Origin of the sequence: Actinoplanes derwentensis, from assembly GCF_900104725.1 — a bacterium.
Lineage (GTDB): Bacteria > Actinomycetota > Actinomycetes > Mycobacteriales > Micromonosporaceae > Actinoplanes > Actinoplanes derwentensis.
Genome location: NZ_LT629758.1, coordinates 10,561,806 through 10,583,132, shown reverse-complemented (window position 1 = coordinate 10,583,132; position 21,327 = coordinate 10,561,806). Strand labels below are relative to the sequence as shown.

General features: G+C 71.5%; 16 protein-coding genes. 8 read left to right on the top strand and 8 right to left on the bottom strand.

Annotated features, from left to right (window positions below; all coding sequences use genetic code 11):
• The first annotated feature begins 19 nt into the window (after window positions 1-19).
• From dhaM to BLU81_RS47190, 3 genes are all read left to right on the top strand, one after another.
• Window positions 20-406: a dihydroxyacetone kinase phosphoryl donor subunit DhaM gene (gene dhaM / locus BLU81_RS47200; RefSeq protein WP_092556284.1), complete on the top strand. Its 387-nt coding sequence runs from the start codon at window positions 20-22 to the stop codon at window positions 404-406.
• A complete protein-coding gene (locus BLU81_RS47195; RefSeq protein WP_092556282.1) occupies window positions 390-650 on the top strand; it encodes an HPr family phosphocarrier protein in 261 nt (86 codons plus the stop codon). The genes dhaM and BLU81_RS47195 overlap by 17 nt, the downstream gene beginning before the upstream one ends.
• Before the next feature lie 132 nt (window positions 651-782).
• Window positions 783-2,141 carry an endo-1,4-beta-xylanase gene (locus BLU81_RS47190; RefSeq protein ID WP_092556280.1) on the top strand — a complete coding sequence of 453 codons (1,359 nt, stop codon included), beginning with the start codon at window positions 783-785 and terminating at the stop codon, window positions 2,139-2,141.
• A gap of 82 nt (window positions 2,142-2,223) precedes the next feature.
• Here BLU81_RS47190 and BLU81_RS47185 read toward each other — a convergent pair whose 3' ends face one another.
• Window positions 2,224-3,501, bottom strand: a complete 1,278-nt coding sequence (locus BLU81_RS47185) for an acetyl-CoA C-acetyltransferase (RefSeq protein WP_092556278.1) — start codon at window positions 3,499-3,501, stop codon at window positions 2,224-2,226.
• A gap of 51 nt (window positions 3,502-3,552) precedes the next feature.
• On the opposite strand from BLU81_RS47185, the gene BLU81_RS47180 reads away from it, so the two are divergent.
• Together BLU81_RS47180 and BLU81_RS47175 are read left to right on the top strand one after the other, a co-directional pair.
• Window positions 3,553-4,893 (top strand): 3-oxoacyl-ACP reductase, encoded by a 1,341-nt coding sequence (locus tag BLU81_RS47180; RefSeq protein WP_092556276.1) that lies wholly within the window; start codon window positions 3,553-3,555, stop codon window positions 4,891-4,893.
• A gap of 1 nt (window position 4,894) precedes the next feature.
• Window positions 4,895-5,746, top strand: coding sequence for a MaoC family dehydratase (locus tag BLU81_RS47175; protein WP_092556274.1), 852 nt, complete (start codon window positions 4,895-4,897; stop codon window positions 5,744-5,746).
• Window positions 5,747-5,948: 202 nt separating this feature from the next.
• Here the strand turns inward: BLU81_RS47175 and BLU81_RS47170 are convergent, their stop codons facing one another.
• On the bottom strand, window positions 5,949-6,383 hold the full coding sequence (locus BLU81_RS47170) for a hypothetical protein (RefSeq protein WP_197686081.1): 435 nt from the start codon (window positions 6,381-6,383) through the stop codon (window positions 5,949-5,951).
• A gap of 221 nt (window positions 6,384-6,604) precedes the next feature.
• Between BLU81_RS47170 and BLU81_RS47165 the strand changes: the two genes are divergently transcribed.
• The 3 genes from BLU81_RS47165 to BLU81_RS47160 all read left to right on the top strand — a co-directional run bounded on the left by BLU81_RS47165 (window position 6,605) and on the right by BLU81_RS47160 (window position 8,551).
• A complete protein-coding gene (locus tag BLU81_RS47165; RefSeq protein WP_092556272.1) occupies window positions 6,605-7,816 on the top strand; it encodes an acyl-CoA dehydrogenase family protein in 1,212 nt (403 codons plus the stop codon).
• The gene (locus tag BLU81_RS51760) at window positions 7,816-7,941 is read left to right on the top strand and encodes a hypothetical protein (RefSeq protein ID WP_269460974.1); all 126 of its coding nucleotides are present in this window, start codon (window positions 7,816-7,818) and stop codon (window positions 7,939-7,941) included. Before BLU81_RS47165 ends, BLU81_RS51760 begins: the two co-directional genes overlap by 1 nt.
• A 76-nt stretch (window positions 7,942-8,017) precedes the next feature.
• Complete coding sequence (locus BLU81_RS47160) at window positions 8,018-8,551, top strand: DUF6879 family protein (protein ID WP_092558635.1); 534 nt, start codon at window positions 8,018-8,020, stop codon at window positions 8,549-8,551.
• On the opposite strand, the gene BLU81_RS47155 is transcribed toward BLU81_RS47160, so the two are convergent.
• The 6 genes from BLU81_RS47155 to BLU81_RS47130 all read right to left on the bottom strand — a co-directional run bounded on the left by BLU81_RS47155 (window position 8,541) and on the right by BLU81_RS47130 (window position 21,245).
• On the bottom strand, window positions 8,541-13,805 hold the full coding sequence (locus BLU81_RS47155; RefSeq protein ID WP_092556270.1) for a DUF3320 domain-containing protein: 5,265 nt from the start codon (window positions 13,803-13,805) through the stop codon (window positions 8,541-8,543). The genes BLU81_RS47160 and BLU81_RS47155 overlap by 11 nt on opposite strands.
• A gap of 60 nt (window positions 13,806-13,865) precedes the next feature.
• Entirely contained in the window at window positions 13,866-15,443 is a 1,578-nt protein-coding gene (locus BLU81_RS47150; RefSeq protein ID WP_092556267.1) for a bifunctional NAD(P)/FAD-dependent oxidoreductase/class I SAM-dependent methyltransferase, read from the bottom strand.
• 91 nt (window positions 15,444-15,534) lie between these two features.
• Window positions 15,535-16,476, bottom strand: a complete 942-nt coding sequence (locus BLU81_RS47145) for a phosphoglycerate dehydrogenase (protein ID WP_092556265.1) — start codon at window positions 16,474-16,476, stop codon at window positions 15,535-15,537.
• A 129-nt stretch (window positions 16,477-16,605) separates the two neighbouring features.
• A complete protein-coding gene (locus BLU81_RS47140; protein WP_157752127.1) occupies window positions 16,606-18,135 on the bottom strand; it encodes a glycosyltransferase family 39 protein in 1,530 nt (509 codons plus the stop codon).
• A 192-nt stretch (window positions 18,136-18,327) separates the two neighbouring features.
• A complete protein-coding gene (locus tag BLU81_RS47135) occupies window positions 18,328-19,077 on the bottom strand; it encodes a PH domain-containing protein (RefSeq protein ID WP_157752126.1) in 750 nt (249 codons plus the stop codon).
• Window positions 19,078-19,151: 74 nt separating this feature from the next.
• Window positions 19,152-21,245: a PhoX family protein gene (locus tag BLU81_RS47130; RefSeq protein ID WP_092556259.1), complete on the bottom strand. Its 2,094-nt coding sequence runs from the start codon at window positions 21,243-21,245 to the stop codon at window positions 19,152-19,154.
• Window positions 21,246-21,327 lie beyond the last annotated feature (82 nt).

Below are 21,327 nucleotides of genomic sequence, written 5' to 3'. Positions count from 1 at the left end.
GTGACTACGATCAGAACCTATGTCGTACGTGGGGATCGTGCTCGTGTCACACAGTGGATCGCTGGCCTCGGGGTTGCGTGATCTGCTCGGTCAGGTCGCGGGTGACGACGTGCGGGTGGAGACGGCCGGCGGCACCGAGGACGGCTCGCTCGGCACCAGTTTCGACCTGATCGCGGCGGCGGTCGCCCGCGCCGACACCGGGGCCGGAGTCGTGATCCTCGCCGACCTGGGCAGTGCCGTCCTCACCGCCCGCGCCGTTCTGGACGACCTGCCGCCCGGTCCGCTGCTGGTGGACGCGCCGTTCGTCGAGGGCGCGGTCGCCGCCGCCGTCATCGCGTCAACCGGTGCCGATCAGACCATGGTCGCCGACGCCGCCCGGGAGGCCCGTGATGTCGGAAAGTTCTGAGATCGCGGTCGTGCTGCCGGCGGCGCTGCACGCCCGGCCGGCCGGTGAGGTGGTCCGGGCCGCCGCGGCGTTCACGGCGACCGTCGAGATCCGGGTCGGCGAGCGGTCCGCTCCGGCGCGCAGCGCCCTGCGCCTGATGTCACTGAACGCCCCGGCCGGTACCACGGTCACCGTCCACGCCGACGGCGACGACGCTCCCGGAGCGGCCGAAGCGGTCGCCGAGGTGCTTCGTACCGCGGATTGAGCCCGAAAGTTTCGGAGCGTCATATCCTGCGCTGATCACGACTCATCGATTGAAGTTTCCGGAAGGTATCGGTAGCGTTTCGATCGGCTTCGATGATGGTCGATGCCTCCAGATCCCCGACTGGAGTTCCCGATGAGACGATCCCGCGCGATCCTCACCGTCCTGACGAGCGGCGCCCTCGTGGCCGGCACGTTCGCCGCCCTCTCCCCCAGTGCCAGCGCCGCCACCACCCTGGGTGCGGCCGCCGCCGAGAAGGGCCGCTACTTCGGCACCGCGGTCGCCGCCTACAAACTGTCCGACTCGGTCTACTCCGGCATCCTCAACCGCGAGTTCAACTCGGTCACGCCTGAGAACGAGATGAAGTGGGACGCCACCGAACCCACCCAGGGCACGTTCACCTTCACCTCGGCCGACACCATCGTGAACCGGGCCGTCTCGATCGGCGCGAAGGTCCGCGGCCACGCCCTGGCCTGGCACTCGCAGCAGCCGTCCTGGGCGCAGAACCTCAGCGGCACCGCCCTGCGCAACGCCATGGTCAACCACGTCACCCAGGTCACCACCCACTACCGCGGCAAGATCGACTCGTGGGACGTGGTGAACGAGGCCTTCGCCGACGGCTCCACCGGCGCCCGCCGCACCTCCAACCTGCAGAGCACCGGAAACGACTGGATCGAAGTCGCCTTCCGCACCGCACGGGCCGCCGACCCGGCCGCCAAGCTCTGTTACAACGACTACAACACCGACGGGCAGAACGCCAAGAGCAACGCGGTGTACGCCATGGTCTCCGACTTCAAGGCCCGCGGCGTCCCGATCGACTGCGTCGGTTTCCAGTCCCACTTCAACGCCGCCTCCCCGCTCCCGTCGGACTACCAGGCCAACCTGCAGCGCTTCGCCGACCTGGGCGTCGACGTGCAGATCACCGAGTTGGACATCGAAGGCTCCGGCACCGCCCAGGCCAACAGTTTCGCCGCCGCCACCAACGCCTGCCTGGCGGTGACCCGCTGCAACGGCATCACCGTGTGGGGCATCCGCGACACCGATTCCTGGCGGGCCAGCGGCACCCCGCTGCTGTTCGACGGCAACGGCAACCCGAAGGCGGCGTACACAGCGGTCCTGAACGCCCTCGGCGGCACCACCTCATCACCGTCGCCCTCACAGTCCGCGTCGCCGTCCCCGTCCACCAGCCAGCCGCCCGGCACCAAGACCTGCACGGCCACCGTCTCGGTCAACGCGTGGACCGGCGGTTTCGTGGCCACGGTGAAGGTGACGGCCGGTTCCGCGGCCCTGACCGGCTGGACCACGACGGTCACCCTCCCGACCGGCGCAGCGGTGACCAACACGTGGAGCGCCACAGCGGCCGGCTCGTCCGGGGCCGTCGGCTTCACCAACGTCGGCTACAACGGCACGGTCGCAGCCGGCGGCTCCACCGAGTTCGGTTTCCAGGGCACCGGCAACGCCCCGTCCACCACGACCACCTGCATCGCCCGCTGACCCTCTGACGCGGGTGGCCCGCCGATGCGATCGGCGGGCCACCCGTTCGGTCAGCACGGTCTCACCGGCTGACCGCCGACGGTCAGCGCTCCAGGATGGCCACCACGCCCTGACCACCGGCGGCGCAGATGCTGATCAGGCCCCGACCGGAGCCCTTCTCGGCGAGTTGCTTGGCCAGTGACGCGACGATGCGGCCGCCGGTGGCGGCGAACGGATGCCCGGCCGCCAGCGACGAGCCGTTGACGTTCAGCTTGGCGCGGTCGATGGAGCCGAGCGGGGCGTCCAGGCCCAGTCTGTCCTTGCAGAACTCCGGTGACTCCCACGCCGCCAGGGTGGACAGCACCTGGGACGCGAACGCCTCGTGGATCTCGTAGTAGTCGAAGTCCTGCAGCGTGAGGCCGTTGCGGGCGAGCATGCGGGGGACCGCGTAGGCCGGCGCCATCAGCAGGCCCTCGTCGCCGTGCACGTAGTCGACGGCAGCGGTCTCCGAGTCGCCGAAGTACGCCAGGACCGGCAGCGAGTGCGCGGCGGCCCACTCTTCGGAGGCGAGCAGCACCGTGGACGCGCCGTCGGTGAGCGGGGTGGAGTTGCCGGCCGTCATGGTGGCGTTCTCCGTGCCGTACACCGGCTTCAGCCTGGCCAGTTTCTCCAGACTGGTGTCGGCGCGCAGGTTCTGATCACGGGTCAGTCCCAGATAGGGAGTCAGAAGATCATCGAAGAAGCCGCGGTCGTACGCCGCCGCAAGACGCTGGTGTGAGGTGAGCGCGAGTTCGTCCTGGGCGTCGCGGTCGACACTCCAGCGCAGGGCGGTGATCGCCGCGTGCTCGCCCATCGACAGGCCGGTGCGCGGTTCGGAGTTGCGCGGCAGCTCGGGCTTGACCGTCTGCTGCGGACGGAGCTTGGCGACCGCCTTGAGCCGGGCGCTGAGGGTGCGGGCCCGGCCGAGTTCCAGCAAGGCGCGGCGCATGTCCTCGTTGAGCTGCAACGGCGCGTCCGAGGTGGTGTCGACTCCACCGGCCACCCCGGAGTCGATCTGGCCGAGCGCGATCTTGTTGGCGACCAGGATCGCGGCTTCCAGACCGGTGCCGCAGGCCTGCTGGATGTCGTAGGCCGGAGTGCGCGGGTCGAGCCGGGACCCGAGAACGGTCTCCCGGGTGAGGTTGAAGTCGCGCGAGTGTTTGAGAACGGCACCGGCGACGACCTCGCCGAGCTGCTCGCCGGACAGTCCGAACCGGGCGACCAGACCGTCCAGGGCGGCGGTCAGCATGTCCTGGTTCGACGCCTCGGCGTAGCGGCTGTTGGATCGGGCGAACGGGATCCGGTTCCCGCCCAGCACGGCGACACGGCGCACGTTCGGCACGGCTGTCCTCCACATTGAGATCCTGCGGTTACTCACCGGTAGGCTACCCGCATGGCTGACAGGTACGCGAACTTCGCCAACTCCGGTCTCGGCCGGACCATGGTCAAGCGCCTCGGGCTGCCTGATCCGCCCCGACTGCGCCGGCACCACGCCGGAGATCCACTGGTCACCGGCCCGGTGCTGCTGGGTGCGGCAGCGGGCGGGCGGCTGTCCGGGCCGGTCGGCAAGCTGCTGGCCGAGGCGGGGGTCAAGGTCACCGACCAGACCCCTGATGGGGTACGGGTGAGCGCGCTCGTGCTGGACGCCACCGGCATCGTGGACTCCAGCGGGCTGCGCGGTCTCTACGACTTCTTCCACCCGTACGCCCGCTCGCTGGAAGCCTCCGGCCGGGTGATCGTGCTCGGCACACCTCCCGAGACCATCGTTTCGCCGCAGGAGGCGACCGCGCAGCGGAGCCTGGAGGGGCTGACCCGCAGCATCGGCAAGGAGTTCGGGCACGGGGTGACCGCCCAGCTCGTCTACGTGGCGCCCGGCGGTGAGCAGGCCGTCGAGTCGACGCTGCGGTTCCTGCTCAGCGGCCGGTCGGCCTACGTGTCCGGGCAGGTCATCCGGGTCGCCGCCGGTGACGCCCCGGTCCCCGCCGACTGGGGGCGCCCCCTGGACGGCAAGCTCGCCCTGGTCACCGGCGCCGCCCGCGGGATCGGCGCGGCCATCGCCCGGGTGCTGGCCCGCGACGGCGCCGAAGTGATCGCCCTGGACGTGCCGGCCGCCGGTGACGCGCTCGCCGACGTCGCCAACGCGACCCGCGGCCGGGCCCTGCAACTCGACCTGACCGGTCCCGAGTCGGCGAAACGCCTGGCCGGTTATCTGGCCGCGGGCCCGCGCGGCGGTGTCGACATCGTCGTCCACAACGCCGGCATCACCCGCGACAAGACGATCGCCCGGATGTCCGCCGACCGGTGGGACTCGGTGATCGGCGTCAACCTGTCCGCTCCCGAACGGGTCAACGAGATACTGCTGGAACGTGGCCTGATCCCGTCCGGCGGCCGCATCGTCGGCGTCGCGTCGATCGCCGGCATCGCCGGGAACCGGGGCCAGACCAACTACGCCACCAGCAAAGCCGGCGTGATCGGGCTCGTCCAGTCCTACGCGCCGCTGCTGGCCGAACGGGGCATCACCATCAACGCGGTCGCGCCCGGTTTCATCGAGACGGCGATGACCGCGAAGATTCCGGTCGGCCTGCGCGAGGCCGGCCGCCGCCTGAACAGCCTGTCCCAGGGCGGGCTGCCGATCGACGTGGCCGAGACGATCGCCTGGTTCGCGTCACCCGGCTCCGCCACGATCAACGGCAACGTGGTCCGGGTCTGCGGCCAGAGCCTGCTGGGGGCCTGAGATGGTCGCGGTCGTCGAGGTCAGCGCCGGGCCCCGGACGACGGTGGCGTACGCCCGGGCCGCTCTCGGCCTGCTCCCCGGCTTGCGGCCCAGCGGCTCCGGGACACTGCCGGACGTCGAGATACTGCACCGGGGCGTCACCGTCGACCGGGGACATCTGGCGGCGTACGACCGGATCTGCGGTTTCCGCCTCACCGACCTGCTGCCCGCGACCTATCCGCACGTCCTGGCGTTCCCGCTGGCCATGCGCCTGATGTCCGACCCGGGCTTCCCCCTGCCCCTGATCGGCCTGATCCACATCACCAACCGGATCACGGTCCACCGCCCGATCGACGCCGGCGCCACGCTGGACCTGACGGTCCGGGCCGCAGCGCTGCGCGACCATGCCCGGGGCCGCCAGTTCGACGTGACCACCACCGCCACCGTCAACGGCGCCGAGGTGTGGCGCGGCGTCTCCACCTACTTGCACCTCGACGGTTCATCCACCGCCCCCGCTCCCACTGCCGCCGCTCCGGCTTTCCCCGCGCCCGGCGGCAGCGTCTGGCGGATACCGGCCCGCACCGGCACCGACTACGCCGCGATCTCCGGCGACCGCAACCCGATCCACACGTCCCGGCTGGGCGCCCGCGCGTTCGGTTTCCCCCGCCCCATCGCCCACGGCATGTGGTCCAAGGCCCGCTGCCTGGCCGCCTTGGAGGGCCGCCTGCCGGACACTTACACGGTGGACGTCGCCTTCAAGAAGCCCATCCCGCTACCCGCGAGAGTGCGATTCCACAGCACCCAGGAAGGCGCGACGCGGACCTTCTCCCTGGGATCGGAGGGCCCCCACCTTGCTGGAGTCGTCACGCCCTGATCACCGATGGTCTCCGCCCCGAATCGGCCACGGCGAGACGCCTATCATGGAGGTCTCAGAAACGACCGGGGGAGGAAAGAGGCTCCTCCGCTGAACCGGCGGCCCGGCAGGAGGGCGAAGCCTTCGGGCCAGGAACTGCCCCGGTCAGGAGTCATGGCTGTGGAGGATGTGGCCGGCGCCGGGTGGCGCCGGCCGAGATGGATCATTCGGTCAGGACTACCTCGAAGCCGATCAAGGTAGTGCCCTTGGCGATGTAGTTGGCGACGTTCGTGCTCTTCGCGTTGTAGACGACGCCTGCGTTGGCCTGGGCGGACTCGCCCGCGACGGCGGAGCCGTACGGCAGGACCGCCAAGGCGCTGGCCGGCACTCCGATGGTGCCGAGGTCCGGGGTGGTCCGGGTCTGGCCGACCGGGAACTTGTCGCTCTCCCAGTTCGCTGTGTGCCACTTGAGGTCTTTGCCTAAATACTGGATCTTGAAGCTGAAGACGTAACCGCCCTGGTTCGACACCGAGATCTTCTGGATGCGCTGCGGGTCACCGGGATCGGCGACGGCCGCGGCGGCGGGCAGGAGCGCGGAGAACATCAGGGCGGCGGCCCCGAGCACACTCGCGCGCCGCGTCATGCCGAGCTTCTTCATGAAATCCCCCGTCATAGATATGGCACTATCGGGACATATGGTAGCCAAACGTGCTGACGAAACGCTCCCGATAGGCCGCCGGATTCACCCCGAAGCGGATCAGCCGACGGGCCGCCGCCGGTTCGAGCGCGATCCACTGACACATCGATGAGTGTTGTCAGGACGGGTGGCTGGTCGGTAAGTTACCGGCGAGTTAACCTGCTGGCGGAGGGGCTGCCGACGTGGAGTTCTGGCTCGATCTCAATGAGGAGCAGCGCGAGCTGCGGGACTGGGTGCACGGCTTCGCCGAGTCGGTGATCCGGCCGGCCGCCGCGGAGTGGGACGAGCGGGAGGAGACTCCCTGGCCGATCATTCAAGAGGCGGCCAAGATCGGGCTGTACGGGTTCGAGTTCCTCGCCAACACCTGGTCGGACATCAGCGGGCTGAGCCTGCCGATCACCAACGAGGAGTTGTTCTGGGGGGACGGCGGGATCGGGATGGCGATCTCCGGCACGTCCCTGGCGGTGGCGTCGATCTACGGCTCGGGCACGCCGGAACAGATGGTCGAGTGGATTCCGCAGTGTTTCGGCGATCCGGCCGATCCGAAGCTCGGCGCGTTCTGCAGCACCGAGCCGGAGGCCGGTTCCGATGTGGCGGCGATCCGGACCCGGGCGATTCATCACGAGGCGACCGACGAGTGGGTGCTGAGCGGGCAGAAGGCGTACGCCACCAACGGCGGGATCGCGAACGTGCACGTGGTCACCGCCAGTGTGGATCCGTCGCTGGGGTCGCGCGGGCAGGCGGCGTTCGTGGTGCCGCCGGGCACGACAGGGCTGGCGGCGACCCGGAAGCTGAAGAAGCTGGGTCTGCGCGCGTCGCATACCGCGGACGTGTTCCTCGACGACGTACGGCTGCCGGGAAGTTGTCTTCTGGGTGGTAAAGAGGCCCTGGACCAGCGGCTGGCCCGGGCCCGGGAGGGGCAGCGCCGGTCCGGCCAGGCGGCGATGCGCACGTTCGAGCTGTCCCGCCCGGCGGTCGGCGCACAGGCGCTGGGTATCGCGCGGGCGGCGTACGAGTACGCCCTGGAGTACGCGAAGAACCGGGTCCAGTTCGGCCGGGCGATCATCGAGAACCAGGCGGTGGCGTTCGCGCTGGCCGACATGCGGACCGAGATCGACGCGGCCCGGCTGCTGGTGTGGCGGGCGGCGTGGATGGGCCGCAACGACAAGCCGTTCACCGCCGGGGAGGGTTCGATGTCGAAGCTGAAGGCCGGTGAGGTGGCGGTGTCGGTGACCGAGAAGGCGATCCAGATCCTGGGTGGTGCCGGTTACCTGCGGGAGCACCCGGTGGAGCGGATGTTCCGGGACGCCAAGATCTACACCATTTTCGAGGGCACGTCGGAGATCCAGCGTCTCGTCATCGCCCGCGCGATCTCCGGTGTGCAGATCCGCTGATGGGGGCCCTGTTCATCGCCACCACGATGGCCCGGCACGGCCTGCTGACACCGGTCTTCCTGACGGAACTGCCGCGCAACGCGACCGGCAAGGTGATGGCCCGCGAACTTCCGCGCAACGTCTGAGCGGGAGTTTTCCTCGGACTGCGTGATCGGCGCCGCCGAGTGGACCGGCGCGGTCCACTGTGGTCAAGGTGTGGTCATGCGGTTACTGCTGGGTAGGTCGTTCGACGGGCTGTTTCGGGAGTTCGAGCGGACCGCGTTCCATCTGGAGGTGCGCGACGTCTACCACGCCCCGGAGGAGGCGGTGCCGTTCCAGCGATTCCTGGACGCCGAACCGGACGACTTCGCCTGGCAGCGGCCCTGGCTGGAGCTGGTGCGGGAAGTGACCGACGCAGGGCGCAGCGTGCGGCGGCTGCGGGTGGTGCCGGTGCCGCATCGGGACTACACCCGGTGGCTGCTGAGCATCTCCGGCAACAACGTGGACGCCGGTGAGGAGATCCGCTGGCTGGACCGGACCGCGACGGCCGGGCTGACCGTCGGCACCGACGACTTCTGGCTGTTCGACGACCGGCGGGTGGTGTTCAGCCTGTTCGAGCCGGACGGGTCGTTCTCCGGCGGTGCCGTCACCGAGGATCCGGAGATCGTCCGGTACTGCGCGCGGGCCCGGACGTCGCTGTGGGCGGCCGGGATCCCGCACGACGTCTATCTGGCCAGACAGGCCGTCACTGGTTGACCTCGATACGCAGGCCGTTCGACGTGCGCCGGGGCAGGGTCGCCGGGTCGGGCAGGTCGAGCAGGTCGTCCGCCGGGGCGGCGATCAGCCCGTTGCGGTGAGCGATCAGCCGGCCGGCCGAGACCAGGTCGTCGAGCATCGCCGCGAGCCGGGCCGGGCCGGTGCGGCTGCCGCTCCAGCCGAAGAGCCGGCCGGCCGCGGCCAGCAGATCGTCCCCTTCGACCAGGCCGGCGTCGAGCACCAGATATTCCAGGGCGAGCTGGAGTTCGGCGTCACTGATCTGGTCGGGTTTGCGGTTCACCCCGTCGCCGGGGACCCGGACGGCCGGGATCGGCGAGCCGGCTGCGGTGACGAAGGTGCCGTCGAAACCGGCCCGGGACTCGTTGATCGCCGCGTCGACGGCGGCCCGGATCTGCGGGGTGAGCCGGCTGATGCCCCACGCCTCACGGATCCGCCGGGTCAGGGTCGCCACGTGCACCGGGCCTTCGGCTTCGGCGATCCGCTCGACCGTGCGGATCAGCATCCGCCGGGCCCCCTCGTCGTCCAGTCGCCCGGTGGTGAGCGGTTCGACAGACGCCTTCGTGTAGGGCAGCGCCCATTCCGGCGGCTGAGCCGGGCGGCTGGTGAGCGACTCGTCCGGCAGGTCGGCGAAGACGTCCGGGGCGGCCAGGGCGTTCTCGACGGCCACCCGCAGCCGGCTCTGTTCGGTCTCCCGGTCGATGTACCAGGCGACACTCCACACCCGGTGCAACTGCCAGCCGAGGGAGTGCAGGATCTGGTCGTGCAGGCGGTCCCGGTCGCGGGCGGCCGGGGACAGCTGCCGGCCGGGGCCGTCGCAGCGGATGCCGAGGACGAGCGCCCCGGACTGCCGGATGCCGAGCCCGATCGGCAGGTACTCGACCACGTAGCCCCAGCCGGTGAGGATCTCGTGGATCGACTCCTCCAGGGCGGTCGGCCGGGCTGGGACACTGACCGGGCCGCCCCGTGCGGCGTACTCCAGGTAGGCGGCCAGTCGCCGTTCTCCCTCGCCGCCGGGTTCGTCCCGGTCGGCGGTGCTGATCGACGAGACCACCTCGACCTTCTGCCGGGCCCGGGTGACCGCCACGTCCAGCCGCCGCGCCCCGGTCGGGCCACCGGCCGCGCCCAGGTCGGGCCCGGTGGCCAGGATGATCACGTCCCGTTCGTCGCCCTGGGCCGCGGCGGCGCCCTCGACCACGAAGTCCCCGAGGAAACCCTCCAGATCGGGGCGGCCGGCGAGAGCGGTCTCGACGGCGGCGGCGATCTCGTCGGCGTGCGCGGCGGTCAGGGTGACGACGCCCAGCGACAGCGACGGCCGGTTGGTGAGATGGTGCAACACCCGGTCGGCGACCAGGGCGGCCTCGTCCGCCGGAGCCGCCGGGTGCAGGTCGACGCCGAGGTCCGGGCCGGGAGCGTGGGCGCTCGGGAAGGTGAACAGCCGGCCCTGGTAGAAGGCCTGGTCGGCGAAGGCGATCAGGCTCTCGTGCCGGCTGCGGTAGTGGTTGGTCAGCGCCAGCCGGGTGAACGCGCCGCAGTCGTTCGCCACCACCAGCACCGACGGCTGGTCACCGGCGGGCGGCAACTGGGCGTCGTCGCCGACGATCACCAGCGAGGTGCCCCGATAGGCGCAGGCGGCCGCGGCGGCCGGGGTCATCCGGGACGCCTCGTCGATCACCACGACGTCGAACGCGGCCCGGTCCGGCAGCAGCCGGCTGACTTCGGCGGGCGGCATGAACAGGCACGGTTTCAGGGCGGCCACCGTGTCCCAGGCGGCGGCCAGCTGGTCCCGTACCGGGAGATGGCCGTGGGGTTTGTGTCCTTCGGCGTGGATCACGGCCGGTTCGCCGATGTCGATGACGGTCGGGCGGCGCGCGTTGAGGGCTTCGATGACGGTGCCGGCCGCGTCCTGCAGCAGTTCGGCGTCGAGGCTGCGGAACTCGGCGATCAGCTCGTCGCGCGCGGCCGACGCGAGCGGTTGCAGGCGTTCGTCGGTGGCCAGGACGGCGTCGATCCAGGCCCGGCTCGCGGCCCGTTCCAGCACGTCACCGAGCTTTGTCACGTCCATCCCGTGGTCGGCGCAGAAGTCGACGGCGGTGTCCAGGCCGTACTCGGCGAGTTCACCACGGGCGGCCAGATAGTCGAACCACTCGCGCTGTCCGGACTCGTCCTCGAACAGGTCCCGCAGCAGGTCACGGCCGGTCTCGTAGCGGTCCAGAGCGGTCGCGAGCCGAACCTGCCGGGCCGGGCCGAACGCGTCGATGACCCGCTGCCGGGCCGTCTGCCAGGCCTCGATCTCGGCGGTCATCACCGGCGCCGGATGGCCCTCGGCCATCGCCTGCGCCTGCTCGCCGGTGAGGACGGCGTCGACCCCGCTGCGCAGCGTCCGGGCGTGCGCGGTCCACTCGATCGCGTCCTCCAGGGTCCGCAGATCGGTGCCGCGGCCTTGGAAGACCGGGCCGAGCGTGCTCTCGAAGGTTCCGGTGGCGGTGTCGAAGGCCTGCTCGGCGGCGATCACGCCCTGTCGCACCTCGACCACCCCGGCCGCCTCGGCCACGTTCAGGTCACGGCCGACGGCATCACCGAGCTGCCGCAACGCCGCGGCGGCGGCACGCAGCGGCGGGACCTGGGCGCGCATCCAGTCGACGGCGTGCTGGACCGTACCGTGGCCGAGTTCCGGGCGCCCGGCCGGGTCGGGTTCCGGCCGCAGGGTGGATCGCCAGTGCCGGAAGACGTCGCGGGCCTCGGTGACCGTCCGGTGCAGTTCGCCATCGGGGTGCGGGGCGCAGACGTACTCGACGACCGGCCCGAGTGCCTCCGGTGGCGTCACCCGCAAGACTTCGGCGGCGGTGTGCAGGGCCCGGCCGATCGCCGGGAAGTCGGTGCCGAGCCGTGTCCAGTAGGGACCGAGCAGCCCGGCGTGCTGCCGTTCGGCGGCGATCAGGCCCTCGTGGGCGCGGCGCCAGGCGACCGCGAGCCCGAGTTCGGCGATCGCCTCGTCGACGGTCGCCTCCGGCCGGATCAGCCCGGCCACCGCTTCCTTGTCCCGGCGGTGCGGTGCGAGCAGTTTGCGGGCGCCGCGGTGCACGTTGGTGAAGCGTTCGGCCAGGTCTTCGACGGGTTCGGTGAGCACCGCGTCGGTGAAGATCTCCTGTGCTTCGGCGCGGGCGGTGCTGACCGCCTCGACGTGCAGGCGCAGTGTCCCGGCGGCGGCGTGCACCGCGGACTGGGCGCCCGGTGAGAACCAGGCCCGTTCCGGTTTGTCGGTGCGGGCGCCGAGTTCGGCGACGAGGGTGACCAGTTCGACGTCGGAGAAGGTGATCACGTCGGGCAGGCCGAGCCGAGTGGTGGCCCGGTCCAGATGGTGCTGCTGCTGTTCCAGTTCGTCGGCGTCCCCGGTGAACCGGTCGGCCAGCGCCTTGGCCTCGGCGCCGGTCAGCGGGCCGAGCTGGACGGCCGGCGGGTCGAGGCGCGGCGGTTCGGGCAACGCGTCCAGGTCCATCGGCCCGGCCAGCACCTCCCAGGCCACCCCGGCGCGTTTGCGGACCGCGGCGGCGGCCCGGCGGCTCACTTCCAGGCGCTGCGCCAACTCCTCGGCGGCCTGCCGGACCGGGCGCAGGCTGATGGCGCTCAGCCACTGGTCGGCGACACCGGGTGGCCGCTGCGAGGCGTGTTCGGCGATCTCCGCGAGCTGGGCGGCGTCGGCCGGCAGCCGCAGGTGGAAGGCGGCGGCGATCGGGGCGTGGCCGGCGGTGGCGGTGGCCAGGTCCTCCAGGGCGATGGTGGCCTCGGCGAGGACCTCGGCCAGCGGTTCCCGTTCGGCTACTTCCCGCCACCGGAATCCGCTGCGTTCGGTGGCCGGCCGCCAGGCGTGTTCCAGGCGGGCGGCGGCGTCCCGGATGCGGTCCAGCATGTCGCCGGTCAGGGTCGCGGCCGGGAACGCGGGGGCCGGCGCCTCCGGTGTCGCGGCGAGCCGGGAGAACCGGCCGATGACGTCGTGCAGGCTGCGGGCCAGCGGTTCGCGGCGTTCGTTCACCGCTTCGGCGTACGCGTTGAGCTGCTCCCGCCGGTTCCGCAGCACGTCACGGCTGTCCGCGTCCAGGCCGGGCGCCGGCAGTGGCACCGCTTCCAGCGCGGACGCCAGCGCGGCGGCCACCTGCTTGCGGGAGGCCCGGGAGCCGTGCAGGTCGAGCAGGTAGTTCCCGAGTCCGACCGCGGCGAGCCGCCGCTGCACGGTGTCCAGGGCGGACGCCTTCTCGGAGACGAACAGCACCCGTTTTCCGGCGTGGGTGAGGGCCCCGATCATGTTGGCGATGGTCTGTGACTTGCCGGTGCCGGGCGGGCCGTCGACGACGAAGCTGTGTCCTTCGCAGGCGGCGGCCACGCAGGCCCGCTGGGCAGCGTCGGCGTCCAGCACCAGCGGCACGTCGTCGGGGGAGGCCAGCACGTCGATCTCGTCCGGGGTGATCGGCGCGAACACGAACGCACCGGCGGTGCCGTCGGCTTCGGCCAGGGCCCGGACCACCGGGTGCGCGGCGATCCGGTCCTCGTTCTCGGTCAGGTCCCGCCGGGTCGCCTCGGCCGCCGGGTCGAACCGGGCCAGCACCGCGATCGGCGCGACCCGCCAGTCGTCGTGGCCGGCGACGGCCGCCGTGATGCGGGCGGTCAGCCCGGCGATGTCGAGCGTGGCCAGGTCGTCCGCTTCGGGCAGGGTGACGCCGTGCCGGGCCAGCCGGGCGGTGAGCGCCGGGTTGACCATCGGGTCGCCGGAGCCGGCCCGCAGCCGGGGCGGATCCCCCGGGCCGAGGGCTACCAGTTCGACCGGGATCAGCAGCAGCGGGCTGGACCAGCCGGCGCCGCCGGTCTCCTGCCAGTGCAGGAGCCCGACGGCGAGGTGCAGCACGTCCACTCCGCGGTCGGCCTGTTCCTGCTGGGCATGCCGGCGCATCCGCCGCAGTAGCAGCTGGAGCACCCCGTCCGGCAGGTCGGTGCGCAGGACCCGGCCCCGGCTGCCCCGGCCGCCGGAGCCGCTGAGGGTGCAGTCGCGGCCGTGGCGCAGCGCTTCCAGCACGCCGTCCGGGTCCGGGGCGACTATCTCCACCAGGTCGGGCCCGCCGCGAGGCAGGTTGATCAGGCGGTTGCCACCGCCGGGTTCGACGATCCCGTCGCGCCAGGCCGTGAGCATCGCCCGGACGTCGTCGTCCGGACCGCCGTGTCCTTGCGCATCTTCCGGCCCCATGTGCCCATTCCAGCAACTAGGGCGCACCCACGTAGCCGATTCGCCCGGTTGGCCCGCAAATCACCCCTGGCGCCGTGCCACCAGCACCGCGTCGTGGATGATGATCTGCCGGCCTTCGGGGTCAGTCGCCGGGCGGGGACGAGCCTCCGCCGTGACGATCTTCCACTCCCCCGGCGTCAGCAGGCCGGCGATCTCCTCCGGGGTGAACAGCATGTCCGGGAAGTGCATCCGCCCCACGAACGTCGCCAGGTCCGACGGGTGATGCCCGACCACCAGCAGGAGACCCCCGGGTGCCACCGCCCCGGCCAGACGGGAGTACAGCTCCCGGCGCATCTCCGGCGGGCCGTGCATGAACTGGGCGCTGACCAGGTCGTACCCGGTGCCCGGTTCGTCGTGCCGCAGATCCGCGTGCCGGACGGTGACCAGCTCGGCGACTCCGGCGGCCTCGGCGTGCCCGGCTGCCCGGCCCAGCGCGACCGTGGAGATGTCCACCGCCGTCACCTGCCAGCCGCGCTGCGCCAGCCACACCGCGTCAGCGCCCTCACCACAACCGACGTCCAGGGCCCGCCCGGCGCTCAGGTCACCGGTTTCGGACACCAGCACCGGGTTCGGGCGACCGCTCCAGATCGCGTCCCGGCCCCGGTAACGTTCCTCCCAGGCGTCCTCTTCGAACATCGTCGCGATCCGGTTCCGGTAACCGGCCACCTCCTGCCGGGTGTCCTCGGCGATCAGATCCATGTTGATCGCCGCTCCGGCGGTCTGCCCGGCGGCCATCGCGATCACCACGGTGGCGCCCAGGTTCGTCACGTTCCCGGCCACCCACACGCCCGGCACCGAGGTCGCGCCCATCTCGTCGGCCGCGATCCGGCTGCCCAGCGTGACACCGTGCATCTCGAACGGGCTCACCGCGAGGCCCAGCGACTCGGCGAACCCGGACCGGGCGGTGAACTTCGGCGCCACCACCACCGCGTCCAGGGCGATCACGTCGCCGCCGGTCAGGCGTACCCCGGTGATCCGGTCCTCGCTCGTCTCCAGCGCCTCGATCACGCCCGGCACCACCGGGACACCCCGCGCCGCCAGTTCCTCGGCCTGCGGGGCGGCCGGCTCGTCCGCGCCGTTGAGCAGAAGCAGCACCTTGGGGCTGATCTGCCGCCACATCTGGGCCTGGTGGACGCTCATCGGCCCGGACGTGATCACTCCGATCCGCTGGTCGCGCAGTTCCCAGCCGTGGCAGTACGGGCAGTGCGCCACGTCCCGGCCCCAGCGTCCGGCCAGTCCCGGGATCTCCGGCAGTTCGTCGACCAGCCCGGTCGTCACCAGCAGCCGGCGTCCCCGGACCTCCCGGCCGTCGTCCAGGGTCACCCGGAACCCGGTCTCGTCCTGGACCGCACTCTCGGCCCGCGCGGACACCACCTCCGCCCCGTACCCGGCGATCTCGGCCCGGCCCGCGGCCAGCAGTTCCCCCGGTGGGACCCCGTCGAGGCCCAGCACGTTGTGCATGTGCGCGGCCGGTGCGTTCCGCGGTTCGCCGCTGTCCACCACCAGCACCGAACGCCGGGACCGGGCCAGCGCCATCGCTCCGCTGAGCCCGGCCGCCCCACCGCCGATGACGACGACGTCGTAACCCTGTTCCTCCACGGCCGTACCCCTCTCTCCGTTACCGGATCTCACCGTCTCCCGGCTGCGGAGATCCGGCAACTGATGTTGCCGTTATGGCAAAAAGCCGAGGTCAGCGGGAGACCACGTTGCGCAGCGGGGCGTTCGTGACGAACGCTGCCAGGTTCCCGGTCAGCAGCGCGGCGGCGCCCTCGGGCCGGCCACCGGCGGCGTGCGGCGTGATGATGACGCCGGGCTCGTCCCACAGCGGCGACGACGACGGCAGCGGTTCGGTCTCGAAGACGTCCAGGGCCGCACCGGCCAGACGCCCCGACCGCAGGGCCGCCAGCAGCGCAGACTCGTCGACAGTGCTGCCCCGGCCCACGTTGACCAGCCAGGCGTGGGCCGGCAGCCGGTCCAGGACGGCGGCGTTCACGATGCCGGCGGTCTCCGGGGACGCCGGGAGGATGTCGATCAGGACGTCCGTGGTGGGCAGCAGGCCCGGCAGATCGGATGCGGTCACCACCGGGAAACCGTGCCGGGTGCCGGCGGTCCGGGCCACGCCGGTGACGTTCGCGCCGAGGGCCGCCAGCAGGGGTGACAGCCGGGCCGCGATGCCGCCGAAGCCCCAGATCACCACGTTCGCGTCAGCGAGGGTGCGGAACGAATCGGTCGGCCGGACCGGCTGGAGACCGCCGAGCTCGGCCGCCCAGCGACGGCCGATCTGGGCCCGGACCAGCAGGTTCAGCCGGCGGGCGGCGGCCAGCACGAGGCCCAGGGTGTGCTCGGCGACGGTCCGGTCGTGCAACCCCAGCCCGGCCGTCACCACCACGTCGGCGGCGAACCCGGCCCGCAGCACCATGTCCGGCCCGGCCGCGAGCGTCTGCACCCAGCGCACACCGGTGAGCCTGCGCGCCGCGTCGGCGAGATTGTCCGCGGTGTTCCCCCAGACCACCAGCACCGCGGCGTCGGTGTGCTCGGCGGGGATCGGCAGGCGCACGTCGTAGACGGCGGTCACCGCCCCGGCGGGCAGTTCCGGATCCAGGGCGATGGTGTCGGGCAACAGAACCTTCATGACCGCCAGCCTGCCACCGGCCAGATCAAAACCCTTGCTCGGGTACGCCCCACGAAACGGTCCCGCCCGGTCCGCGCGAGGTTCGCGACGGCCGGGGCCGTCGCGCGGCCGCCGGGCCGAATGCGGTGGTCAGGGCCGCAGCTCGTACAGCCCGACGGTGGCCCGTTTCTCGTGCCAGAGACCGGAGCGCCGGTAGTCGGCGGTCAGCAGCGGGCGCAGGTCGGGGCGGGCGGTCAGCGGATCGGGCCGGACGTCGCCGACCACGATCCAGATTCGGGCCGCACCGGTCACGTGGGCGGCGGCGGCGGTGTGTTCGGTGGCGATCAGCCAGCCCGTCTCGGCGGACGGCACCCGGACCAGCGGGTCGGCGGGCGCGACTCCGGCCGGGCCGCGATCACGCAGGTAGTAGTCCATCCCGGCCCGGGTGGACCGGTTCCGGGCCGGGTAGACGATCACGTCGCCGGGCGCGGCCCGGTCGAGGACGACCGCGGCGGCGGACCGGTAGTCGGGCCCGGTCTTCGCGGTGGCCGCCCGGACGGCCCGCTGGCCGGGGATCGCGATGGCACCGAGCAGCAGCAGGGCGGTGACCACCCGCAGCACGGTGAACCGGGGCCAGCCGTCGCGCCCGCCGGTGAGGGCGACGGCGGCGAGCATGGCCAGCGGGGCGAGGACGACGAGCAGGTAGCGGGCCACCCACATGGGCGAGAACAGCACCGACACCACGGCCAGGACGGCGAGCGGGCCGATCGCGAACAGGGCGACCGGGGCGAGACGGCGCAGCGGGCGCCAGGAGACCAGGACGGCCATCCCGATCAGGAACCAGACGACCTCGCGGGAACCGGCGATCTCCCCGGGCATGCTGTGCAGGCGGCGCAGGTTGAGCGGTTCGACCCAGTGCAGCTGGGCGTCCTGCTGGTGCAGGCCGAACCAGGCGATCGGCGCCAGCGGGAGCAGCGCGGCGGTGACGGTGCCGGCCCAGACGGGCAGCCGGGAGCGGCGGTGCAGGGCGACGAACGCGGCGTGGGCCACCAGCGTGGTCAGGGCGACGAGGTGGAACAGGCCCAGGAACAGGACACTCAGGCCGTACCAGAGCCATCGCTTTCTCTGCCCTCGCTGGATCGCCTCGAGCAGCAGCAGGAGGGCGAGGACCGCGAAGAAGCAGGCGAACGCGTAGGACCGGGCCTCGGCCGCATAGCGGGAGGTATTCGGGATCATGCACAGGATGAGCCCGGTGACCAGGCCGGTCATCGGGGTGAAGAGACGGCGCCCGAGTTCGGCGGCGACCGCGACGGCACCGGCCATCGCGACGATCGACGGCAGCCGCAGGGCCGTCTCGGAGGTGCCGGCCAGCGCCGTCCACCAGTGCAGGAGCAGGTAGTAGAAGCCGAAGACGGCGTCCAGGTGCGGGATCAGGTCGACGATCTGCGGCACCGACCGGGAGGCGACCTCGGCCGAGGTGACCTCGTCCCAGCTCAGGACGGGACGGCCGGCGTGCACCAGGCCGACACCGAGCATCAGGGCCCCGGTGAGCCCGGCGGGCAGGAACCGCGTCAGCCGCAGCGCGACCCAGGGCCGCGGCCGGCCGGCCCGCACCGGTGGCGTGACCGGTGGCGCGGCGGTGCCGGCCTCCGGTCTCGTCGTGGTCTGCGTCTTACTCAACCCGTCACCCCCGCCGGCGTCACCGCACATGCTTCGGTCCCTCAACGGTTAGCAACACGCCTGCCAGGCTCTTACGGATCATCCCGGCGGCCGATTGAGCCGTTGGACACCCGCTTCCCACCATGCGACGAGCTGACCGCAGGCCCACCCTCGACGAACAGTGATGGCACGATCACGTGAGACGCCTGCCTTTCACCCTACGTTCGGCCAGTCCCGCCAGGCCCCGGTGAGACGGTCGTACTCGGCTTCGGTCCCGATGACCGCCCGCAGTTCGGGCCGGTGCGCGTACTCGTGGATGGCGTAGGTCAGGAACCGTGCGTCGACAGCGTTCGCCGGCAGCGCGGGCCCGATCGGTCGCCAGCCACGGGTCCTGACCAGGGCGGAGTCGGCGAAGGTGAGGGTGATCTTGGAGCGCCCGACGACGAGAGCCGGATAGGGCACGCCGGTGAACGCCTCCCACGGGACGAACATCGAGCCGAAGGGCTGACGGTCCTCGACACCGTCGGGCCGCAGGCGCACGCCGCCCGGACGGAGCATCTGCCACCAGGCGAAACCGATGGCGATGAGCCAGAGAGCCATGGCAGGTAGGCCGAAGGTCCAGTATTCCTCGCCGTTGACGGCATCCATGATCAGGCCGGTGACGGTGGTGCCGCCCTGGACCGTCAGGGCCGCGAACAGCAGCACCTGGCCGGCCGGCGGATGGGTCTCGAAGGCCGGAAGATCGGGCCGGACCACCAGTGCCGCCGGGTGGTATCCGTAGATCGCGGCGAGAGCGAGCGCGAGCGAACCGATGATCACCACGATGCCGGTGAGGAAGATCAGATCCCGGCCGTCCCGGCTCGCCGTCTCCCGCAGGACGCCGAGCCCGATCGCGAGAACGACGGCGACGACCAGGACGGCGACGCGATTGCGGCCCGCCAGCGAGCACACCTTGATCAGCACGGCCACGATGGTAGGTGAGCCCGGCCAGCGTCCGGGCGCGGCACCCTCACCAGTGCCGCGCCCGGACGTGTGCTTCAGCTGCCGATCGGGCCGCCGTCGGTCTTCCACGTCACGATGACGGCGGGCTTGGCGAAGTCGCCGTCCGGCCAGTGCGACGCCGGGTTGTCCACCGAGGCGCCGGTGATCTCGCCGGGGTGCTGGACCGCGACGAAGACCGACTTGTCGTCACCGGTGATGAACGGGCCGCAGGTCTCGGCGCCCTTCGGCACGGTGAGGAACTGGCGCAGGTGGCCGCGCTCCTTGCCTTCGATCGGGGTGGCGAACAGGCCGTCGTTGCTGCCGAGGGCGTTTCCGTCGGTGGAGATCCACAGGTTGCCGGCGCTGTCGAAGGCGACGTTGTCCGGGCAGGAGATCGGCGAGACCTTGGTCTTGTCGTACCCGCCGAAGTAGGTGCCGGCGGCGGCCGGGTCGCCGCAGACGATCGGCAGCTGCCAGGTGAAGGTGAGGCCGGTGTGGTCGCCCCGGTCCTCGGTGATCTCGAAGATGTGGCCGTGCTTGTTGGCGTTGCGCGGGTTGGCCTCGTCCACGCCGGGGTTCGTACCGACACCGCGGTTGGTGTTGTTGGTCATCGCCGCGTAGATCTTGCCGGTGCGCAGGCTCGGCTGGACGTCCTCGGGACGGTCCATCTTGGTCGCGCCGACCGCGTCGCCGGCGAGCCGGGTGAAGGTCAGCACGTCGACGGCGGTCATGCCGGGCACGAACGACCGGTTACCGGACACCAGCTTGATCCACTGGCCCTTGCCGTCGAACTTGCCGTCCGCCGGGAGCGTGCCGGTGCCGTCGATCTCGGTGGCCGGGCTGTCGCCGGTCACCTTGGCGACGTAGAGGGTGCCCGACTCCAGCAGGGTCAGGTTGTGCTTGCGGGCCCACGGGGCGTCGCTCTTGATGTACTTCTTGTCCGAGACGAACTTGTACAGGTAGTCGAAGCGCTCGTCGTCACCCATGTACGCGACGACGTGCCCGCTCCCGGCGACGATGACGTTGGCGCCCTCGTGCTTGAACCGGCCCATCGCGGTGTGCTTGCGCGGGCGGCCATCCGGGTCGAACGGGTCGACCTCGACGATCCAGCCGAACCGGTTCGCCTCGTTGGGGTGCTTGGCCAGGTCGAACCGCTCCTGCGCCCGCTCCCACTTGCGACTGTCGGCGGGGTACCGGGCGGTGGTGCTGATCCCGTACCGGCTGAGCTTGGGTTTGGTCTCCGCGGCGACCGCGTCGCCGCCGACGAAGTACTGGTTGAAGTTCTCCTCGCCGGACAGGATGGTGCCCCACGGGGTGACGCCGCCGGCGCAGTTGTTCAGCGTGCCGATGACGATCTTCCCGGACGGGTCGGCGGCGGTCTTCACGGCCGCGGTGCCGGCGACCGGACCGGTCAGCTTGAACTCGGTGGCCAGAGCCGTGATCCGGCGGTTGTACCGCAGCCGGTGGTCCTTGGCCGGCTTCCACTGGCCGCGCTTGCCGGTGCGCTCGATCTCCACCACGGAGAGGCCGTGCGCCGCCATCGCCACCTGGATCTGCTCGACGGTGAGCGCGTCGAGGCTGGTGAAGCCGCGGAACATCAGGTTCTCGTTGGTGTACTCGTGGTTGACCACGAGCAGCGCGCGGTCCTTGCTGCCCGGGATCGGCACCACACCGACGAAGTCGTTGTTGTAACCGAACTGCTTCGACTGGGCGGCGGCGGTCTGCCGGTCCACGTTGAACGCCGGAGCGCCGGGCACCACCGCGTCACCCCAGCGGATCACCACCGAAGTCTGGTAGCCGGCCGGGATGCTGACCTGGTCGAGGGTGTTCGGGGCGACCGGCGTGAAGCCGATCTTGCCGGCCTTGGCCGGCGTGGCGGGTTTGGTGGGGTGGTGTCCACCGGCGAACGCCGGGGTGGCGGCGAGCACGGAGCCACCGAAACCGAGCACCATCGCGCCGGCCGCACCGGCGGTGATGACGCCACGACGGCTCATCTCGGCGTTCACCACATCGCCCAGGTACGGGTTGGCCGACTGGTTGGGCGCTGGGTGATCACAGGCGTTGCCGCATCGGTACAGACACGTCATCGCATCTCGGCTACCGCCGCTGTGTCCCAGCAGCGGCAGTAGTTTGCGACTGAAGTCCGGCATCGGATAGTTCTCCTCGGTCCCCCGGCATCAACGCGATGACGGGCTGGCCCGGACGCTAGGAACCCCAGGTGTACGGCACCCA